This is a genomic window from Actinoplanes sp. NPDC051411 (assembly GCF_040682075.1).
Lineage (GTDB): Bacteria > Actinomycetota > Actinomycetes > Mycobacteriales > Micromonosporaceae > Actinoplanes.
This window is the reverse complement of the sequence record NZ_JBFBAD010000168.1, coordinates 1-19,701: the sequence shown is the minus strand read 5'-3', so window position 1 is coordinate 19,701 and position 19,701 is coordinate 1. Positions and strand designations below refer to the sequence as shown.

Below are 19,701 nucleotides of genomic sequence, written 5' to 3'. Positions count from 1 at the left end.
GGGCCCATCGGGCCCGGACGGCCGTCCCGTCAGGAACAGCTGAGCGCCGGTACGGCCGAGCTGCTGCCGTTGGCGATGAAGCCGAACTGGGTGCTGGCATGGGCCGCGAGCGACCCGTTCCAGGCCGCGTTGCGGGCGGTGACCGTCGAGCCGCTGGTCGTCACCGTGGCGCTCCACGACTGGGTCACGCTCTGGCCGCTCGGGAGCGTCCAGCTGACCGCCCAACTTCCGATCGCGGCGTTGCCCGCGGTCACCGTGACCTGGGCCTGGAAACCGCCCTGCCACGAGCTGCTGACCTGGTAGCTCGCCTGACACGCCCCTCCGCTGGCCGGCGGGGTCGTCGGGCCGGTCGTCGGCGGGGTGGTCGGGCCGGTCGTCGGCGGGGTCGTCGGTGCCGTGGTGGGCGGCGTTGTCGGCGGGTTGGGTGCCCCGTTCGCCAGGCTGTAGGCGAGGTCGGGCTGGAACGAGCCGGCCGTGAACTTGCAGCCGTCCGCCTCCCCCGGCGGCTTCACCCACAGGTACGCGTCGACGTTGGCGTCATTGGTCGCCGTGGTCGGGTACTGCCCGATCCGCCGGTCCGTGTTGTCGTCACCACACCAGTCGCCGCTGGCCCCGCCGTTCCGGCTGGTGTCGATAACCTGATGCTTGTTCGCGATGCCCTGACCGGCCAGCGCGTTACTGATCGACCGCCCGTAGGCGGCCTCCGCGCTCGTCGGGTTGAAGTTCGACACATTGGTGAAGAACCCGTCGGCGTCCGCCACGCCCGCCGCGGCCAGGCGGTTGGCCTGCTCCCCGGCGCTGTTCCAGGTCGAGTGCCCGCCGTCGAGGTAGACCTTGGTGCTCGGGTTGGCCCGCTTCAACGTCTGGGTGGCGGTGTGCAGCGCCTGATCCCGCGCGCTGATGTCGCTCGCGCTGAGGCAGGTCTGCAGGGCGATCGAGTCCGGCTCCAGCGCCACGATCACGGTCTGGTTGCCCAGCCCCTTGGCGATGTTGCCGATCCAGGTCTGATAGGTCGCCAGATCGGGCGCCCCGCCGGCACTGGCACCGCCGCAGTCCCGGTTGGTGATGCCGTAGACCGCCAGCACCGGAACCTGCCCGGCGCTCGCCGCCCCGCCCACATAGGTCGAGACGTCGGCCTGCACGGTGCTGACATTGAACGACGACACCCAGTGCGCGGCCGGCTGACTGGCAATCTTGTCCCGGATCACACCGACCCGGGAATCGTTGGGATTGGCCGCCACCCACCGGGCAACGGCCGTATTCGGATCGCGATAGAGCACGCCGCTGAGAGTCCCGGCGTCGGCGGTTCCGGTGGTGAGCCAGACCGCCCCGGCGGCGACGAACGCCGCCGCCGAGCCCGCGACGAGTGATGCCCGTCGGCGGCGCTTACGTGCAAGGGGGGATGGGGACACGGGCCTTCCTTCCGGTGGTGAGGGGAGGGGTTCCGCTTTTGGGAGCGCTCCCACACCGTAGGCCACCCCTCACGCATCCACAACTCACGATGCGTCCAGAGAACCGAAAGGCGCGGCCGGCCTTTTCCGGTTCCAGCGAGATCCGCAGTCACAGCGCGCCGGGCATTCCCCTCGACGCCCTGCGGGTTTTCCGCATCTCGATGCGGGGCGGGTTCATACAGTTGGCTCCTCCGCCGCGTGCGGCATATTCGGCCTGCCCTGTCCGCAGCGTGGGCCGGAGACGGCAGCCGTGCCGCTGCGCGTCTGCCGAGAGCTGACGCCGGGTCGCTCCGCCGTTTGCGGCATGCGCCGGGAGCCACAGCCTGGCCGCGCGGCCGTCTGCGACATGCGCCAGGTCCGCAGCCGGGCCGCGCCGCCGTCTGCGGCGTTTGCTGGAGACGCGACCGGGCCGCTCATGCGCCTGCCGCCCTCCCGGGAACCGAAGGCCTGCCACCCGCCGTTTGAGGCACGCGCTGGGAACCACTCCCTCGCCGCTGGCGTGTGCCGGGAGCACAGCCGCGCCACGCTCCCGGCGCGCGCCGGGAGCGCAACGAATAGCGCAGCTGCGCCCGCCATTCCTGGTTGCCCCGAATGTATTGGCAGCCGTCGCTTTCCAAGCCGCCCGGTCCAGCAGTTCGCGAGTACCAGCGTCATGGACGCGCCCCGAGCCCCTGAGTGGGTGTGGGCACAGTACCTGTGCATCCTAGGATCCTGGGTTAATTCGAAGGCCAGCTGAGCTTTGTCCGACGGGAGCAGCCGCTTTGTCAGGGCTCCCTCCGCCAGCCGGCCGAGCCTGTCCAAGACACGCCCGGACCTCAAACGTGACGCCGGCTAACCTCGCGGACGCGCCGGCGAAGTCCGTCCCCTGAAGGGGCCAGGCGACATTCCGCACGGATACTGAGAACGCATACCTGAACAGCCACGGCGGGGCCGGAGTCGCGGCGGCCCTGGATCGCGCGGCGCAAGGTGCTCCTGGAGCAAGGTCGGAGTTCCGCTTGGCTGGGCTTAATTTGCCGTCGACGAGCGCCGGACCAGGTGCAATTCGCTGGAGACAAGCACGAGGTTCATGGCACCGTCGACCGGGCGGCGCGAATGTCCCGAGTGGATGCGGAATCGCCCGCTGATCGAGGCCTGGTCCAGCCGATCCGGTCAGTGGCCAGGCCTCGTTCAGCTCCCCCGTGGCTGGATCCCGTCGGTGCTCCCTCGTGACGCCCCCAGCAAGGCTCACCGCCGGCGTTCCCCCGTGACACCGCCGAGCAACGCTCCCCCGTGACACTCCCCGTCAGCGCTCCCCCGTGGCGCCGCTCAGCAAATGCTCCCCGGCCGACGACCCGACATGGCCGGCCGGAAGCGACCTCAGACGGTCGGAGCGTCCCAGAAGACGTAGACCGCCTTGTAGGGAACCTTGACCGCCTCGCCGGCCGTGCAACTGCCGGCCGGGGCCACACCGCCCGAGGTATAGAGGCGGCTGATGTAGTCGGCCCTGGTCATGATGCCGCTGCCGGAGTGGGTGGCGACCTTGAGCAGCAGCTCCGGGATCGCGCCCGCCCGGTCGGACTGGGCCGCCTTCGTCGCCGTGACCAGTGAGTTGTCGCGCAGGGACTGCCAGCTCGGGCCGGCGAAGTGGTGGATGCGCCCGCCGGTGCCGATGAGCTGCGCCTCCGGGGTGGAGGCTCCGGTGTAGCCACCGGCGGTCGCGCCCGCCGGCACGACGCAGGTGTAGTTCTGGGTGCCGGTCGTGACCACGTAGGCCCCGATCGGGGTGGAGCCGGCCGGCGGTTTGATGGCCGCCGGGATGCCCGGGATCGAGACTGCTCTGGCGTCGGGCCCCACCGGCGCCGGCGCGACAGAACCCGGCGCGTCAAAACCTGGTGCAACGAAGCCCGGTGCGGCGACCTCCGCCGCCGACGCCGAGTAGGTCACGGCGACGACGCCCCCGGCGACGGCCGCCATGCCGGCCACCGCTAGAGCGCGTACGCGGGACCGCTTGGTGTTGAACATGAAATCCCCCCAGTTCGGGATGGTGGGCACCGCGCCCACCGACCGGTCACACGGGGCGGGAGGATTCATCGATCAGCGTTACCGTTCGGTAGGGCCCTTTGTCCACTCCGCATTGCACGATCATCCAACCCGTTCCGGCTGATCGATCGGGCCCGATGGGTATTCGATAAACGTGAGCATTCCTCAGCGGTCTTGGATATGTAATGCATCGAGCGCCCGGTCGACCTGTTCCACGGTATTGAAAGTGTGGAGCGAGAAGCGCAGGTTGCCCTCGCGGTAGGCGGTGTCGATTCCGGCCGACGTCAATAGCCGATGCCGCGAGAACGCGGTGCCGTCCCGGCGCGACAGAACCACCAGGGCCGAACGGGACGGACTGACCACGGAATAGGCGGAGGGGTCGATGCCGGCCAGTAGACGCGAGGCCAATTCCTGGTCATAGCGCGCGATCGAATCGACCCCCGCGGCGAGGAACAGGTCGAGCGAGGCGATCCACGGCAGCGACGTGGCGAAGGCCGCCGGGCAGAAGACGTCGAACCCGCGTACCCCGAGGTCGTCGCGCAGCCGGGTGTCGCGCATGTGGTCGAGGCCGCGGTCGCCCTGCATCGCCAGCCAGTACGCCTGCTGGGGCCGCAGCGTGTCGCGCAGCGCCGGCGAGAGCCAGGCGAAGCCGGTCCCGTACGGCCCGCACAACCACTTGTATCCGCACGACACCAGCGCGTCGACGCCCAGCGACCGGACGTCGACCGGCCGCGCACCGACCGCCTGGGAGCCGTTCACGACCAGCCAGACCCCGCGTTCGCGGCAGGCCCGGCCCAGCGCCGAAAGGTCCAGCGCCCGCCCGGTGAACGAGTCCACCCACGTCACCGCCATCACGCGCGTCCGGGGCGCGATCGCGGCCGGCAGCTCGGACGCGGGCACCGACCGGACCCGCGCGACCCGCTGCCACGGCAGCACGGTGGCCGGATAGTCCCCTTCGACGGTCAGCACCTCGTCGTCCGGGGCGAACGAGAGCCCGTTGGCGATCAGGTGCAGCCCGTAGGAGGTGCTGTTGCCGAGCACGATCTCGTCGACGGCGCCGCCGACCAGGGTCGCCAGCCGGGCCCGCAACACCTCCGGCACTTCCGAGAACGACGAGTCCGGAAGCCGGCACGGATTCGCTTTCATTTCGGCCGCGCGCGACGAGGCCTCCACGGCCGTGGACGGCAACGGCCCCTGGTGGGCGGTGTTGAACCACGCCCGCCCCGGCTCCAACGATCCGAACTCCCGCGTCAAAGGCTGGTCCATGAACGGCTCCTACCCCGTGACGTCGAACGGCAACACCAGGTCTTCCCGCGTTCCGCCCCGGGGCGTGACCGCCAGGCGCAACTCCCACGGCCCGGTCGTCATCAGATGCACCGCCGCCACCGTGTAGCGGCCGCCCCCGGCCGCCGTCGCCGCGACCTCCGGTGTCGCGTATCCGATCAGCGGCATGACGCCCTGCGCGAGGATGAAGGCCCCGGGCGAGGTCGAGATGTCGAGATCGGTCGTCCCCAGCCTCGGCCGCGCGATGGTCACCGTCACCGCCGACACCCGGGTCGAGGCGTGCAGCACCAGCGGGCCCGGCGCGGCCGGCCACACCAGCCAGCCGATCACTCCGAGGACGACCACCCCGGCCGCCGCGAGCAGAGCCTTCACCGGGTCACCTCCAGCACGGCCGGCACGGTCAGGATCCGGTAGCCACGCTCCGCCTGCATCCACAGCAGATAGCGGCCCGGGCTACCGAACGTGAAGGTGAACGAGATGGACGGTCCGTAGGCGGCGACGGTCTCGTCGGCCGCACTGTCGCCGTTCACCGGCATCAGCCCCGCCATCGACCGGTCATCGGACGACATCCCCGGCATGTTCATCCCCGGCGTCAGGTCGCCCATCGAGTGCGCGTGCGCCCACACCGGTGCCCGCTGCGCCGCCGGCCCCACCGGGACCCCGGCCGGGACCGGCCCGACCACGATCAGATGCCCGAGCATCCCCAGCCACGGCTGCAGCGTCGCACTCGTGCCGAAACCGGCGGTCAGCGTCACGGCCGTCCCGGCCACCTTTCCGGACGCCATGATCGACACCGGCACGCCCGAAACCGTCGAGGTCACCCGCCGACCGGCGGTCACGCTGACGATCCCGTACGCCGGTGAGCCGCGCGAGACGACACCGGCGACGTCGAACCCGTCGGCCGCCCGCACCAGCTGCACGCCTCCGCCGCGCCGCTCCAGCTCGGCCGACACCGCGTAGTGCCCGTCGGCCGCCGGCACGAAGCGCACCCGGAACTCCCCCGGCGCGACCCGGACCGGATGCAGGTGCCACAGCTCCCCGCCCGGCCCGACGATCAGCAGGTGGATCAGGGCGTCGTCGTGAACGACCAGGTCGTCGGCTGGCAGCCCGGTGGACGCGTCGGTCAGCCGGAACGACAGGTCGTCATCCGGCAGGCGGGCGACCGCCATCAGCACCGGCGGCCGTGAGTAGTCGGCGATCAACGGACGACTCAGCGCGTACGGATCCCCGGCATTACCCACCGTTGCGTCGGTCTGCAGGCCCGGCTGCGGCGGCAAGGGCAGCGACGCCGACAGCACCGCTCCCGTCACGGCGACGGCCAGCCCCGCGACGAGACCGGCGCCGGGCAGCAGCACCCATCCGGCGCGCCGCACCCGCACCGCGACCACGATCGTGACCAGCAGCAGAATCCCCGCGGCCAGGAACCCGCCGTAGGTCGCCTTCTCGGCCGGGGACACCGCCGGCCCCAGCACCACGAACGGCACCCGCGCCGTCCGCGTCCCGTCGCTCACCGCCAGCTCCCACGGGCCGGCCCGGTCCACGTGCATCGTCGCTCCGTAGCTGCCGGGTTCACGGCCGAGCGCGAGCGTCGCGCTGCTCCCCGGCGTACCCCCGGAAGCCGGGGCCAAGGTGAGCGTGAGCGAACCGCCCGGCGTGCCCGCGTGGGTGATCGCCTCGACCCGCAGCGGACCCGGCACCGAGGTGACCCGCCGCAGGATCAGCGTGAGGTCACGGTCGCCCAGCGTCTGCGCGACCGTGATGTCGCCACCCGGCGACGCCGTGTCGGCCGCCGCCGGGGCCGCCGGAAGCAGCAGCGCGAAAAGGACGGTTGCCACGGTCAGCGAACGAAGTCTGGTCATCGCGACCGACTCTAGGCAAACACTAGGCTCAACGGTCTACCGGAGGGAGTCCGTCGTGGACCTGCCGCTCAGCTCGGCCACGCCCGTCACGAGCCGGGCCGCGCCCGTCCCGGCGGGCGTGCGGATGGCGCAGGCCGGCGCCTGGTCGGTGCTGGCCGGCACGCTGATCACGCTGTTCGGTCTGGGCTGGGACATCCAGTGGCACGTCGAGGTCGGCCCCGACACCTTCTTCACGCTGTCCCACCTGGCGCTCTATTCGGGCAGCGCGATCGCCGGCATCGCCAGCCTGACCATGGTGCTCCGCTCTACCGGGGCCCAGCGGACCGGTCACGCTTTCCCCCGGTACGCCGGTGGGCCGCCGATCCGCGTGCTCGGCGGCCGGTTCCACGCGCCGCTCGGCTATCTGATCTCCGGTTCGGGTGCCGCGCTGTTCCTGCTCTACGGCCTGCTCGACCTGTGGTGGCACTCGATCTACGGCTTCGACGCCGTGCTCAACACGCCGTCGCACGTGGCGCTCTTCCTGGCCGTCTCGATCACGATGTCGGGCAGCGTCGTCGTCACGGCCGCCGCGCGCGACCAGCGCTGGGGCCGCATCGGGTTCCTGCTCGCCGTGCCGATCCTGATCATTTTCGGCCCGATCGCGTTCAACGGCCTGAGCGAGGCGCCGCTGCCGATCGACCCGGTGCTGCTCGGCATCATCCTCTGCGCACCGACCCTGCTGATCATGTCGGCGGCCCTGCTCGGCCCCGGGACGGCGATCCGGATCGCGGTCGTGCTCGGCGTCCTGCAGGGCATTCTCTGGTGGTTCTCGCCGTGGGCCGCCGAGGCGTACGCCCGGGTGGTCGGCCTGCCGCTGCGCGACGTCGTCTCGGCCGAGCCGCCGGTGCTGCCGAGCACCATCCCGATGTTCCTGATCGTCGCCGCGGTGACCACCGAGGGGTTCTTCGCGCTCGGCCGCTCGGGCCGCCTGCGCCCGGCCTGGCTGATGGTGCTCGCCGGGGCGGTCGCCGGCTTCGTGGTCGGCGGCGGCCTCGCCCTGCAGACCATCCTCACCGACCCGACCCAGCACCTGTCCGGCACCGACGTGCTCTCGCTGATGCTGCTCGGGCTGCTGCTCGGCCCGCTCACCGGCTATCTGGGCTGCCGCTTCGCGGTGATGCTGCGGGCCGAGACGGTCCCGGCCCCGGGTTTCATCGGTGCCGAAGCCGGGCCCGAGCCCGCCGGTGCCGGCACCGTGGAGGAAGACAAATGAGGATCGCCGTCCGGGCCCACCGGGCCGCCGCCGCGCTGGTGGCGCTGGTCGCCACCCTCGCCGTGGCGACCCCGGCCCTGGCCTATCCGCCGGTCGACATCGTTCACACCGAACAGGTCACCGCCGGCCCCTACCATCTGACCGTCGGCTTCTCGACCTGGCCGATCCGGGCGATGCGGTCACTCGACTTCACCTTCATGCCGGACGGTGGCATCGCCGGGAAGTCGGGCTATCTCACGATCAGCAGTTCCGGTTCGGGTCCCTCATCCGGTTCCACGGACGAGGAGCGGCACTCGCGGCTGGTGCGGCACCCGCGCAAGCTGGACGCCTGGGGCCTCGACGTGCGCTCCCTCGACCACTCCGGCACCTACTCGTTCGGCTTCGCGATCGACGGGCCGCAGGGCCACGGCGAGGGGACGCTGGCCGGAGTCGAGGTGCTCAGCCAGCCCGGTCCGCCGCTGGCGATCAGCTGGACGGTCGGGTCGTTGCCCGGGGTCGCCCTGATCGTGCTGATCGCCGTCGCGTGGCGGCGGACCCGGCCGGGGAGGCAGCCGCTGTTCGCCTGAGGCGTCAGGCGCAGGAACTGAGGTTGACAGCCGCCGGCGCGGCGGAGACCGAGCCGCCGTTGCTGCTGTTGTAGACGTACCACTTGCCGCTGCCGCCGGTGTTGTTGCCGCAGAGCAGGTAGGTGCCGTCACCGTTGTTCTTGAAGCCGAGCTGGGTCTTGTCCGACAGCGTGATCTTCGAGGCGCCGGGCGTCGAGGTGGCGGTGAGAAGCAGGTCGAGCGAGGCCTTGCTGGTGCTCGAACCGTCGTTCGCACCGGTCACCGACACCGGGTACGTGTTGCCGTTGTCGGTGTAGAACTGCTCGACCGCGCTGACGCCGCCGCGGACATCCGACTGGGCCGACTTGTCGGCCGCGCCCTTGCGGTAGTTCAGGTACACCGGCACGGCGATCGCGACCAGGACGCCGATGATGACGACCACCACCAGGAGCTCGATGAGCGTGAAGCCCTCGTCGTTCTTCTTGGTGCGGAGCCGGTTGATGACCTCGTGCATGGGGGGTTGCCTCCGTTTGTCGCTTCGGCGGCGGGGATCCGCCTTACACCAGACTCATCGGAGGCCCGCGCCGGAACTTGAGCGCTTTCGCACCCGATTGGGAACCGAAAACTGCGTTGCCGCTCCCGGCGCGGTGGGCCAGAGTGTCGGGCATGACGTACTGACAGAAGCTCCGACGTTTCCCACTCCGCCCCAGTTCAAGGGATCGTTTTGTCTTCCGCTTCGGTCACCGTTTTCGCTTCACCGTCCAGCTGGATCGAGTCCGACGCCGTGGCCCAGTGCCACCAGGTCGCCGCGCTCGACGGCATGATCCACGTCGCCGGCATGCCCGACCTGCACCCCGGCAAGGGCGCCCCGATCGGTGCCGCCATGCACTCATCGGTGCTCTACCCGTTCCTGGTCGGCTCCGACATCGGCTGCGGCATCGCGGTCTTCCCGATCCGGCTCAAGCGGGCGGTGCCCGAGAAGCTGGCCGCCCGCTTCCCCGACCTCGACCAGCCGGTTCCTTTCGACCAGCCGGTTCCGGCCGGCTACCGGGAAAGCCTCGGCACGGTCGGACGCGGCAACCACTTCGTCGAGCTGGCCCGGGTGGAGGGCACCTCCTCCGCCGGGCCGGCCGGCACCACCCCGGTGGCCAGTTCCTCCCGGCTGGTCGACGGGGATCTCGTGCTGATCGTGCACAGCGGCTCGCGGGGCCTCGGTGAGCAGATCCTGCGCGCCCACACCTCGGTGCACGGCGCCGGCCCGGCCGCTGACCCTTCGGCCTACCTGGCGGCCCACGACGAGGCGGTCCGCTGGGGCTCACTCAACCGGCGCCTGTTGGCCGAGCGCGTGGCGACGGCCCTGGGCGCCACCTCGTCCGAACCGGTCGTCGACCGCTGCCACAACCTGGTCACCGTGCTCCCCGACGGCACCTACCTGCACCGCAAGGGCGCGGCGCCGGGCGACGGCGGCGAGGTGCTGGTCGCCGGCACCCGCGGCACCCGGTCGGCGCTGGTCGCCACCCACGCCGGCCCGGACGCCGGCTGGTCGGTGGCGCACGGCGCGGGCCGCAAAATGTCCCGCTCCGACGCGCTGCGCCGCGGCAAGGCCAAACACACGGTCGAGGAGCTGCGTCGCACCCCGGTCGGCTCGATCGTCGTCTGCGGCGACCGCCAGCTCCTGTTCGAGGAGGCCCCGACGGCCTACAAACGCATCGAGCAGGTGATCGGCGACCTGGTCTCGTTCGACCTGGCCACCCCGGTCGCCTACACGGTGCCGCTGGTGACCTACAAGACCGCCGACACCCGCCTCAGCGGCCGGCCCGGCGACTCGAGGCCGGCTTCGCGAGTGCGGGGCGGCCGCCGATGAGCGTCGACCTGTTGCTGTCGGCCGGGCGCGGGCCGCGCGAGTGCACGTGGGCGCTCGGGCATCTGCTCCGCCGGCTGGAGTCGGCGGCCGCCCGGAGCAGACTGGCGGTGGAACGGCTCGAGGTGGTGGCCGGGGACGGGCGGGAGACGTACCGCTCGGCGCTGGTCCGGATCGCCGGGCCGGGCGCCGCGGTGTTCGCCGCCGGCTGGACCGGCACGCTCTGCTGGCAGGCCCCGAGCCCCTACCGCGCCGGCTACGGCCGCAAGAACTGGTATGTCATCGCCAGCCCACCGCCGGCAGCCGCCCAGCCCGCCACGTTCTCGGAGGATGACGTCGAGATCGTCCCGGTCCGCACCGGCGGCCCGGGTGGCCAGCACCGCAACAAGGCGAGCACCGCCGTCCGGGCCGTTCACCGCCCGTCCGGGGAGGTCGTGGTCGTCGACACCGAGCGCCACCTCAGCCTCAACCGACGGCTGGCGCTCAACCTTCTCCGCGAGCGACTGGAGAAGGGCAACGAGGCCGCGGCCCGCGAGGTCGCCACGACCCGCTGGCAGATCCACGACGAGTTGGTCCGCGGCAACCCGACCCGGGTCGAGCGCCCCTGACGCCCGACATGTTGACTGAATCAACACGTCAACTGTTGATGCAGTCAATATGTTGATACACACGTCAACACATCAACACGTCGCGGGTCAAGCCGAGCGAGAGACGGACCGACGACGGTGACTGATGGTCCTCTCGCCGGAGTTGTACAGCCGCACAACTCCGGCGAGAACCCCCGATGCGCGACCAGCCTCAGGCCTTCTCGGCCAGGAAGCCGAGCGCGGCGCTCGCGAACAGCGGCGACATGAAGAGGTCGTAGTGCGTGGTCCGGGGCAGGATCGCCAGGCCGTGGCCGCCCGCTGACCGGCCCTCGCCCTGCCAGCCGCCGTCCCGCTTCCCGCCGTCGAGCAGGCCGAACACCTCGACGAAGTGGCTCGGCGGGCACATGTCGGCATCCCCGGCCATCACCAGCGTCGGCACCCGCAGCGCCTTGACCTCCTCGGTGAAGTCGAAGTCGACCGCCATCGCGGCGCCGATCTTGTCGAGGAGCCGCGGGAAGTCCTCCGGGCGCGGCGCGACCCGCTGGTAGAGCTCATACATCGGCGTTTCCTTCATGAACTCGACCGCCGCCGCCCCGACCTGCCCCTGCTGCTGGAGGATCTCCGGATAGGTCGCGTCCCGCCGGATTCCGGCGGAGGCCGCGACCAGCCGGCCGATCTTCTCCGGGTGCTGGAAGGCGAGCTGATAGCCGGTGCCACCCCCGAGCGAGTAGCCGACCACGTCGGGCCGCTCCAACCCCAGGTGGTCGATCAGGGCGGCGATGTCGCCGCCCATTTCCCGTACGTCCAGGGGCCGCTCGATGTCCGCGGTGCGGCCGTGGCCCTGCAGGTCGGGGACGATGACGGTGTGGTTCTCGGCGAAGGTGGACAGGATCGGGCCGAACATCTCGCCCGAGCCGAGTCCGCCGTGCAGGAGCACCAGCGGGCTACCCGTGCCGTGGGTCTCGTAGTACATGTGGAGGCCGTTGACGTCGGCGTACATTTCCGTCTCCTCAATCTGTCGTTGCCTGGGTTGACCGGCACCGCCGTGGAAACTCATCGCGACCCTCGCGATATTTTTTTCCAAGATCTCAACTAACGGAGGCACCACATGCGGATCGCGGTCACCGGGGGCACCGGAAAGCTGGGCCGGGCGGTGGTCGCCGGGCTACGCGAGAGCGGCGACCAGGTCTTCAACCTGGACGCGGCGGCCCAGCGGCCGGACATCAGGGTCGACCTCACCGACTACGGGCAGACGCTCTCCGCGCTGACCGCGGTCGACGACAGGTACTCGGCGATCGACGCCGTCGTGCATCTGGCGGCCGTGCCGGCGCCCGGTGTCACGACCAACGCGGCGACGTTCCACAACAACATCACCGCGACGTACAACGTGTTCGCGGCCGCCGCCGCGGCCGGCATCGACAACGTGGTGTGGGCGTCGAGCGAGACGCTGCTCGGCATCCCGTTCGAGACGCCACCGCCGTACATCCCGCTCGACGAGGAATATCCGGCCCGGCCGGAGTGGCACTACGCGCTGGCCAAGCACCTCGAGGAGACGATGGCGGCGCAGTTCTGCCGGTGGAACCCGGCGCTGAAGATGATCGGGCTGCGGTTCTCCAACGTGATGGAGCCCGCCGACTACGCCGAGTTCCCGTCGTTCGACGCCGACCCGCACCTGCGGAAGTGGAACCTGTGGGGCTACATCGACGCGCGGGACGGGGCCCAGGCGGTGCGCAAGGCGCTCGACTACGACGGCACCGGGGTCGAGATCTTCATCATCGCGAACGCCGACACGGTGATGAGCCGCTCGTCGGCGTCGCTGGCCGCCGCCGTCTATCCGGACGTACCGGTCACCCGGGAGCTCGGCGAGCACGAGACCCTGCTCTCGATCGACAAGGCCCGGCGAATCCTCGGCTACGAACCTCAACACAGCTGGCGCGATGCCGATCCCTTGTGACCAGCGGCACGGGTCTCGTTCTTGGAGTTTCAAGATCGGAGGACGACTCTTGTCTCTGAAACTTCAACAACTTGGAGGCGGGGATGGCGGTCACGACGCGGACCCGGGTCACCGTGCCCTTACGGTTCCCGGACGGCTACTCGACGAGTGCCGAGGTGTTCACCTTCACCGGCCTGGCCGACGGGCGTGAACACCTGGCGCTCGGCCTCGGCGACTGGCGTACGGCGCTGACCGGCCCGGACGGCCCGCTCGTCCGGCCGCACAGCGAGTGCCTGACCGGCGACGTCTTCGGCAGCACCCGGTGCGACTGCGGCCCCCAGCTGCGGGAGGCCGCCGAGCGGATCAGCGTGGCCGGCGGCTTCCTGCTCTACCTGCGCCAGGAGGGGCGGGGCATCGGGCTGTACGCCAAGCTCGACGCGTACGCACTGCAGGACACCGGGCTCGACACGTACGAGGCGAACCTGGCCCTCGGCCACGGCGAGGACGAGCGCGACTACACGGTGGCCGCCCAGATGCTGCGGGTTCTGGGCGCCGACCGGATCCGGCTGCTGTCCAACAACCCCGACAAGGCCGACCAGCTGGCCGCGCTCGGCATCGAGGTGAGCGACCGGATCCGCACCGGCGTACACCTGTCGGCCGCCAACCAGCGCTACCTGGCCGCCAAGCGCGACCACACGCACCACCTGCTGGACCTCGCCGGTGCGGCATGACCGACCTGCACTGGCTCGCCGCCGCCATCGAGTGCTCGCGGCTCTCCCCGCCGGCGCCCGACCACTACGCCGTCGGCGCCGTGGTCGTGGGCGCCGACGGGCGGGTGCTGGCGACCGGATACACCGGTGAGACCGACCCGCACTACCACGCCGAAGAGGCGGCGCTGGCCAAGCTGGCCGGGGCCGACCTGTCCGGCGCGACCGTCTACAGCTCGCTGGAGCCGTGCACGACCCGGCGGTCCCGCCCCCGCTCGTGCGCCGACCTGATCGTCGACGCCGGGATCCGCCGGGTGGTGTTCGCGCTGCGCGAGCCGCCGGTCTTCGCCGACGGCCGCGGTATCGAACAGCTGCTCGCCGCCGGTGTCGAGGTGGTCGAGCTCGCCGAGTACGCCGAGTCGGTCGCCCAGATCAACGAGCACGTACTCCGTCGCGAAAGGGGAACCTCCGGTGAGCGAGCCGCGCTGGCTCGACGAGGATGAGGCCTCGGCCTGGCGCAACTTGGTGCGGGTGCTGATGCTGCTGCCGGCCGCCCTCGACCGGCAGCTGCGGGAGGAGGCCGGGGTCCCGCACCCGTACTACCAGATCCTGGCCCACCTCAGTGACCGCCCCGACCACGCCATCCGGATGACCGACCTGGCCCGCCTGGTCGGCACGACCAGCAGCCGCCTCTCGCACGCCGTGGCCAGCCTGGAACAGCGCGACTGGGTGCGCCGCGAGGCCTGCCCGACCGACAAGCGGGGCCAGATCTGCCGCCTGACCGACACCGGGATGGCGGTGCTGGTCGCGGCCGCCCCGGGCCACGTCGAGGAGGTCCGCCGCCTGGTCTTCGACCGGTTGTCGCCGGACGAGGTGGCCCAGCTGAGCACCCTGACCGCCAAGCTCATGCCAGATCTGTCGGCAGACGGACACCACTTGAACCCGCGCCCTTCCACCCCGTCAAAGGGGTGTGACTGACAAAACGAACTACACGGTCGAAATCCTCGAACGGCTGGGGAAACGGGGCACCCGCGACGCGATCGTCGCCGGAGAGCGGCGGATCAGCGGCACCGAGGCGGTCCAGACGGTTCTCCGTTTCGCGGCCGCCCTGCGGGGTTGCGGCGTGCAGGACGGGGACGGGGTGGCGCTCTTCGTCGCGAACTCCCCGGAGGCGGTGCTGCTGCAACTGGCGGTCCACTTCGCCGGCGCCCGGCTGGTCTTCGTACCCCCGGAACCCGGCAACGGCGAGCTGGAGGCGCTGATCCGGCTGGCCGAGGTCAAGGTGCTGCTGTTCGATCCGGTCTTCGAGCAGCGCAGCCGACGGATCGTGGCCGACACCGACGTCCCGTACGTCTTCGGCATCGGCCCGTCGCCGGACGCGACCGACTTCGTGGCCACCGCGGCCGGCGTGGACGGGCTGACGCTCGCCGAGGTGGCGGACGACCGCCACATCGCGACGCTGCTCTACACCGGCGGCACCACCGGGCTACCCAAGCTGGTGGTGCACCGCAGCGGCTACTACGACACGCTGGTCGTCGGGTCGGACGGCTTCACCGACGACGCCTCGGCCGATCCGACGATGATGATCTGCACGCTCGTGACCCACACCAGCGGCCACGTCGCCTTCCTGCTCAGCGTGCTGACCGGGCACACTGCGGTCATCCTGAGGAGCTTCGAGGCCGGCCCGGCCATGTCGGTGATGGACCGCGAGCGGGTCACCGCGGTCGTCCTGGTGCCGGCCATGCTCTACGACCTGCTCGACCACCCCGGCCCGGCGCTTCCGGCGCTGCGAACCGTCTACTACCTCGGCGCGGCCGCCTCGCCGTCCCGCCTCCGGCAGGCCATGGAGCGTTTCGGCCCGGTCCTGCACCAGATCTACGGTGCGTCCGAGAACGGTGTCGTCACCCAGCTCCTCGCCGAGGAGCACGACCCGGACCGGCCGGAGACGCTGACCAGCTGCGGGCGCCCCGCCGCCGGTGTCGAGGTGGAGCTGCGGGACGAGCGCGGACGGCCGGTGCCGGTGGGACAGGCCGGGGAGATCTACGTCCGCAGTCTCACCATGATGGACGGCTACTGGAACGATCCGCAGCGTACGGCCGAGGTGCTGGACGCCGACGGCTGGTTCCGTAGCGGCGACATCGCCCGCCAGGACGAGAACGGATTTCTCTATCTCGTCGACCGGGCCCGCGACATCATCGTGACCGCGCGCACCGCCGACAACGTCTACTCCCGCCTCCTCGACGACTTCCTGGCCGGCTGCCCCGGCATCCGGGAGGCGGCGACGATCGGGCTGCCCGGGCCCGACAACACCGAGACCGTCCACGTGGTCCTGGTCGCCGACGACCCGGCCAAGGTGCCGGACTACCCCGAGCTGACCCGCCTGATCGTCGAGGAGCTCGGGGATCTCTACGCTCCCGAGTCCTACTCGGTCGCCCGGTCCCTGCCGCGGACCACGGTCGGCAAGACCGACAAGAAGGCCTTGCGGGCCGCGCTGGTGCACCGGGTCGACTTGGTCACTAAATTTGATCGTCAAGATTAGTGACTATATTCTTCCCGTCATCACCGACGTGGAGGAACTGCGATGAAACTGATTTCTGTGATGGGGGCGACCGGCGTACAGGGTGGCGCGGTGGCCCGGGCGCTGCTCGGCAGCGGCGAGTTCGCGGTCCGCGCGATCACCCGTAACGCGTCCTCGGAGAAGGCCGTGGCTTTGGCGAAAGCCGGCGCCGAGGTGGTCGAGGCCAGCCTCAACGACGAGGCCGCCCTGCGGGCGGCGTTTGACGGGGCGTACGGCGTCTACCTGGTGACCCCGTTCTGGGAGCACATGTCGGCGGCCAAGGAGCTGGTCGAGGTCGAGAACCTGATCAGCGCGGCCAAGGCGGCCGGAATCCAGCACGTGGTGTGGTCGACGCTGGAGGACACCCGCGAAGTGATCCCGGTGAGCGACGACCGCATGCCGACCCTCGACGAGGTCTACAAGGTGCCGCACTTCGACGTGAAGGGCGGGGTGGCCGACCGGATGTTCGCCGAGTCCGGTCTGCCCACCACCTACCTGCAGCTCACGTTCTACTGGGACAACCTGCTCACCGACCTCAAACCGCAGCGCGACCCGGACGGCGTGGTCGCCCTGCACCTGCCGATGGGCACCAGCGCGATCGCCGGCATCGCCTCGGAGGACATCGGCGCGGTGACGCTCAGCGCCTTCCGCCGCCCGTCGGAGACGATCGGGGCGACCATCACCCCGGCCGGCGAGCACCTGACCGGCGAGGAGATCGCGGACGTCTTCACCAAGGTCACCGGCGAGCACGTAGCCTACCGGCCGCCCACGTTCGACCAGTTCCGCGGCTTCGGCTTCCCGGGCGCCGAGGAACTGGGCAACATGTTCCAGTACTACGCCGAGTTCCCCGAGGCGTTCCTGGGCCGGCGGGACGTCGAGAAGCACTACTCGATCAACCCGGGCTGGCTGTCCCTGGAGCAGTTCCTGACCCGGCACCGCGACGAGATCGCCTTTTAGGGCCTGTCCTGCCCGCCGGCTATCTCGGCGAAGACCGCTTTGAACGTCGCGAAGCGGTCTTCGCCGACGGCCTCGGCGTAGCGCCGCTCCATCTCGCCGATGACGGCCCGCGCCTTGGTCATCTGATCGAGGCCCAGCGCGGTCGGAACGACGAGCTTGGCCCGGCGGTCGGCCGGGTCGGGCTGCCGCGTCACATAGCCGAGCTGCTCCAGCTCGTCGACCAGCGTGCCGACCACCTGCTTGTGGGCTCCGGAGCGCTCGGAGAGCTCACTCGCCCGGGTGCCGTCGCGGTCGAGGTAGGCCATGACCGCGCCGTGCCGCGGCCGCAGCCGCTCGTGCCCCAGCGAGGCCATCCGGGTGAACAGCTCCCGCTGGAAACTCGCCAGCAGGTGGGCGGAGAGAACCCCCACGTCCGCCATCACACCCCTCCCGCCGCGCTCTTTCTGCGCAAATGCTATCGGTGGGCCGGCCCGGCGGTCCGGCGGGAGCTTTCTCCGGTACGCGCGGGCGACGACCACAACCACACGACCGCCGCCCCCGGCCCCACGCCCGGCGCTGTCCCCCTTTTGGGGCAAAGCGGCAGAATGGCCGGGTGACGTTGACCGGGGCCGACTACGTGGGCTGGCTGCTGCGCGCCAACCGTACGATCGGCGCGGCCGTTCCGCTGCGTTCCGGGCGGGCGTTCGCCGCGGCCTTCCGGCCCGGCCTCGCGCCCTCGCACATCACCCGGTGGGAGACCGGCGGCCTCCTGGCCGGCCGCGCGACCGTACGCCGCTACGAGCAGTTGCTGGGCCTCCCCGCCGAATCGCTCGTGACCGTGCGCGACGCGCTCTACCGCACCTTGCCGGCCGCCCGCCGCCCCGCACACCCCGCCGGCGAGGCACCGGCCGGCCGCCTTCACGAACTCCTCGAGGCCGCCACCGGGCCGGGCCCGCTGACCGGACACCAGTGGGGCGAGCTCACCGAGCTGATCGAGGCCCGGCCCGGCCTGGTGCTCCACCCGCCGCGGCTGTGGCAGGCGGTGGCCGGCAAGCTGCTCGACGAGCTCACCCGGCACGAGGGCACCGGCTGGTTGCAACGCCAGGAGGCGGCCAGCCGCCTGCTGGAACATTCCACCGCCGGACCGCACGTGGTCCGCGCCTGCCTCGAGCTGATCGAGGACCGCGCGTCCCCGGCCGTCGTCGAACCGATGGCGCTGCTCGACGTCCGCTCCGACCCGGTCGGCAACGCCTACGTGCTCAGGCAACTCGACTCCCCCGACAGCGACCGCCACCACCGCGGCGCCCTGCTGGCCGTGGTCCGCAAGATCTCGGACGGCCACTTCGAGGGCCCGCAGTGGGCCCAGCTGGCCCGCTCCCTCGACGCGACCCCGGCCGACGGCGACAACGGCCGGCTGGCCGCCACGGCCCGGGCCGCCCTGGCCCGGCGCTTCCTCGGCGAGGCGCCGGCGCCCCCGCCCGCTGGGCTCACTCCTGGGCCGGACGACGTCGGCGAACGGGTGGCCGCGGCCGTCGGCGTCGACGACCCGGTGCTGGCCGCGCTGGTCGGCCAGTCGCTGGGCACCTCGGTCGACGAACGCCTGGTCGCCGCCATGACGATCGCCCAGTCCCCCTACCGCGACGGCGTAGCGGCCGCCCTGCTGACCGAGGCCCGCCGCGACCTGGCCGCCCGCCGCGGCCGCGATATTTCGGCGACTCTCCAGGCCCTGACCCTCCTCGGCACCGACATCCACCGCCCCTTGCTCTTCGACTTGCTCGCCGAGGGCGGCCACGACGACCGGGTCCGGCAGGCGGCGGCCTGGGCAACCGCGCACTGCCCGGGCCGCTTCACCGACCAGCAGTGGCGGCGCATCCTGCACCGCCAGGCCACGGCCTGGCAGGACCGCCCGGTCCCGGCCAACGAGTCGGTCCTGCACGGCATCGCGTACGGCGTCGGCACCGACCACCACCGGGCCCTCCTCACCCAGATAGCCGCCGACCCCCGCCTCCCCGCCGTAGCCCGCACCACCGCAACCTGGCTCCGCCCCTGACCCCGCAGCGCCGCCGGCACCCGTCCCGGCATCTGACCGCCCAACCCCGCCGACAATCCTTGTCCGCACCCGACGTCGAAGCCCCGCCCCCCAGCCAGACCACCGCAGCCGACCCGGCATCTGACCGCCCAACGGCGCCGGCCGCCCGGGTCCGCACCCGACCTCGAAGCGCCGCCCGCAGCCAGACCAACCGCAGCCAGACCAACCGCAGCCTGCCCTGCATCTGATCGCCAACCTCGCCGACCACCTGAGCCCGCACCCGACCTCGAAGCGCCGCACCCAGCCGCACCACCGGAACCCGGCCTGCGCCGAACAGCGCCGGACTGCGCGAAGCCCGGAACACCGCCCGTAGCCGCGCGACCCGCGATCACGCCGCCACAACTCCGCTCCCGGTCCATGGCTGGTCCCCGGCCGGCAAGCTCACCCGGCGCCCGGGGGCCTGTTGCAGCCGCGGACCGGGACTGCAATCGGCGCTGACAGTCTCCGGGCCCGGCCGTAGCTTCGTGTCAGCGGCGGGACATGGCGGATAGGTCCCGCCGCCCGGCGGTCGCACCCCGATACGGTCCGGCCGGCCCCCCGGGCGCCCGCCCCCGCGGGGGGCGGCGGGGGGGGGCGGGGGCGGGCGGGAGCCCGGGGGCGGGGGGCGGGCCCGCGCCGCGC

The 19,701-nt window shown here is 71.5% G+C and carries 19 protein-coding genes; 11 read left to right on the top strand and 8 right to left on the bottom strand.

What is annotated here, in order from left to right; translation table 11 throughout:
• Nucleotides 1–29: 29 nt before the first annotated feature.
• The 5 genes from AB0M88_RS47680 to AB0M88_RS47660 form a co-directional block, all read right to left on the bottom strand.
• Nucleotides 30–1,412 (bottom strand): glycoside hydrolase family 6 protein, encoded by a 1,383-nt coding sequence (locus AB0M88_RS47680; RefSeq protein ID WP_364113950.1) that lies wholly within the window; start codon nucleotides 1,410–1,412, stop codon nucleotides 30–32.
• 1,395 nt (nucleotides 1,413–2,807) lie between these two features.
• Complete coding sequence (locus AB0M88_RS47675; protein ID WP_364113948.1) at nucleotides 2,808–3,482, bottom strand: DUF3455 domain-containing protein; 675 nt, start codon at nucleotides 3,480–3,482, stop codon at nucleotides 2,808–2,810.
• 153 nt (nucleotides 3,483–3,635) lie between these two features.
• On the bottom strand, nucleotides 3,636–4,736 hold the full coding sequence (locus AB0M88_RS47670) for an aminotransferase class V-fold PLP-dependent enzyme (RefSeq protein ID WP_364113946.1): 1,101 nt from the start codon (nucleotides 4,734–4,736) through the stop codon (nucleotides 3,636–3,638).
• Nucleotides 4,737–4,745: 9 nt separating this feature from the next.
• Nucleotides 4,746–5,126: a hypothetical protein gene (locus tag AB0M88_RS47665; RefSeq protein WP_364113944.1), complete on the bottom strand. Its 381-nt coding sequence runs from the start codon at nucleotides 5,124–5,126 to the stop codon at nucleotides 4,746–4,748.
• Nucleotides 5,123–6,613 carry a hypothetical protein gene (locus tag AB0M88_RS47660; protein ID WP_364113942.1) on the bottom strand — a complete coding sequence of 497 codons (1,491 nt, stop codon included), beginning with the start codon at nucleotides 6,611–6,613 and terminating at the stop codon, nucleotides 5,123–5,125. The genes AB0M88_RS47665 and AB0M88_RS47660 overlap by 4 nt, the downstream gene beginning before the upstream one ends.
• A 55-nt stretch (nucleotides 6,614–6,668) precedes the next feature.
• On the opposite strand from AB0M88_RS47660, the gene AB0M88_RS47655 reads away from it, so the two are divergent.
• Together AB0M88_RS47655 and AB0M88_RS47650 are read left to right on the top strand one after the other, a co-directional pair.
• A complete protein-coding gene (locus tag AB0M88_RS47655; protein WP_364113940.1) occupies nucleotides 6,669–7,865 on the top strand; it encodes a hypothetical protein in 1,197 nt (398 codons plus the stop codon).
• On the top strand, nucleotides 7,862–8,431 hold the full coding sequence (locus AB0M88_RS47650; RefSeq protein WP_364113938.1) for a hypothetical protein: 570 nt from the start codon (nucleotides 7,862–7,864) through the stop codon (nucleotides 8,429–8,431). The genes AB0M88_RS47655 and AB0M88_RS47650 overlap by 4 nt, the downstream gene beginning before the upstream one ends.
• A gap of 4 nt (nucleotides 8,432–8,435) precedes the next feature.
• On the opposite strand, the gene AB0M88_RS47645 is transcribed toward AB0M88_RS47650, so the two are convergent.
• A complete protein-coding gene (locus AB0M88_RS47645) occupies nucleotides 8,436–8,924 on the bottom strand; it encodes a prepilin-type N-terminal cleavage/methylation domain-containing protein (RefSeq protein ID WP_364113936.1) in 489 nt (162 codons plus the stop codon).
• A 204-nt stretch (nucleotides 8,925–9,128) separates the two neighbouring features.
• Here AB0M88_RS47645 and AB0M88_RS47640 point away from each other — a divergent pair, with 204 nt between their 5' ends.
• Both AB0M88_RS47640 and prfH read left to right on the top strand, forming a co-directional pair.
• On the top strand, nucleotides 9,129–10,274 hold the full coding sequence (locus AB0M88_RS47640) for an RNA ligase RtcB family protein (RefSeq protein WP_364113952.1): 1,146 nt from the start codon (nucleotides 9,129–9,131) through the stop codon (nucleotides 10,272–10,274).
• The gene (gene prfH, locus AB0M88_RS47635; protein WP_364113934.1) at nucleotides 10,271–10,879 is read left to right on the top strand and encodes a peptide chain release factor H; all 609 of its coding nucleotides are present in this window, start codon (nucleotides 10,271–10,273) and stop codon (nucleotides 10,877–10,879) included. Before AB0M88_RS47640 ends, prfH begins: the two co-directional genes overlap by 4 nt.
• 190 nt (nucleotides 10,880–11,069) lie before the next feature.
• On the opposite strand, the gene AB0M88_RS47630 is transcribed toward prfH, so the two are convergent.
• Complete coding sequence (locus AB0M88_RS47630; RefSeq protein WP_364113932.1) at nucleotides 11,070–11,858, bottom strand: alpha/beta hydrolase; 789 nt, start codon at nucleotides 11,856–11,858, stop codon at nucleotides 11,070–11,072.
• A 108-nt stretch (nucleotides 11,859–11,966) separates the two neighbouring features.
• On the opposite strand from AB0M88_RS47630, the gene AB0M88_RS47625 reads away from it, so the two are divergent.
• The 6 genes from AB0M88_RS47625 (at nucleotide 11,967) to AB0M88_RS47600 (ending at nucleotide 17,012) form a co-directional block, all read left to right on the top strand.
• Nucleotides 11,967–12,812 carry an NAD(P)-dependent oxidoreductase gene (locus AB0M88_RS47625; RefSeq protein ID WP_364113930.1) on the top strand — a complete coding sequence of 282 codons (846 nt, stop codon included), beginning with the start codon at nucleotides 11,967–11,969 and terminating at the stop codon, nucleotides 12,810–12,812.
• An 83-nt stretch (nucleotides 12,813–12,895) separates the two neighbouring features.
• The gene (ribA, locus tag AB0M88_RS47620; RefSeq protein ID WP_364113928.1) at nucleotides 12,896–13,522 is read left to right on the top strand and encodes a GTP cyclohydrolase II; all 627 of its coding nucleotides are present in this window, start codon (nucleotides 12,896–12,898) and stop codon (nucleotides 13,520–13,522) included.
• Nucleotides 13,519–14,001 carry a deaminase gene (locus tag AB0M88_RS47615; RefSeq protein WP_364113926.1) on the top strand — a complete coding sequence of 161 codons (483 nt, stop codon included), beginning with the start codon at nucleotides 13,519–13,521 and terminating at the stop codon, nucleotides 13,999–14,001. The genes ribA and AB0M88_RS47615 overlap by 4 nt, the downstream gene beginning before the upstream one ends.
• A complete protein-coding gene (locus AB0M88_RS47610; protein WP_364113924.1) occupies nucleotides 13,970–14,476 on the top strand; it encodes a MarR family winged helix-turn-helix transcriptional regulator in 507 nt (168 codons plus the stop codon). Before AB0M88_RS47615 ends, AB0M88_RS47610 begins: the two co-directional genes overlap by 32 nt.
• Complete coding sequence (locus tag AB0M88_RS47605; RefSeq protein ID WP_364113922.1) at nucleotides 14,469–16,037, top strand: AMP-binding protein; 1,569 nt, start codon at nucleotides 14,469–14,471, stop codon at nucleotides 16,035–16,037. Before AB0M88_RS47610 ends, AB0M88_RS47605 begins: the two co-directional genes overlap by 8 nt.
• 42 nt (nucleotides 16,038–16,079) lie before the next feature.
• Nucleotides 16,080–17,012 carry an NmrA/HSCARG family protein gene (locus tag AB0M88_RS47600; protein ID WP_364113920.1) on the top strand — a complete coding sequence of 311 codons (933 nt, stop codon included), beginning with the start codon at nucleotides 16,080–16,082 and terminating at the stop codon, nucleotides 17,010–17,012.
• Here the strand turns inward: AB0M88_RS47600 and AB0M88_RS47595 are convergent.
• Nucleotides 17,009–17,431, bottom strand: a complete 423-nt coding sequence (locus AB0M88_RS47595; RefSeq protein WP_364113918.1) for a MarR family winged helix-turn-helix transcriptional regulator — start codon at nucleotides 17,429–17,431, stop codon at nucleotides 17,009–17,011. The two genes, AB0M88_RS47600 and AB0M88_RS47595, sit on opposite strands and share 4 nt — an antisense overlap.
• A 173-nt stretch (nucleotides 17,432–17,604) precedes the next feature.
• Between AB0M88_RS47595 and AB0M88_RS47590 the strand changes: the two genes are divergently transcribed.
• Nucleotides 17,605–19,041, top strand: coding sequence for a hypothetical protein (locus AB0M88_RS47590; RefSeq protein WP_364113916.1), 1,437 nt, complete (start codon nucleotides 17,605–17,607; stop codon nucleotides 19,039–19,041).
• Nucleotides 19,042–19,701: the final 660 nt, after the last annotated feature.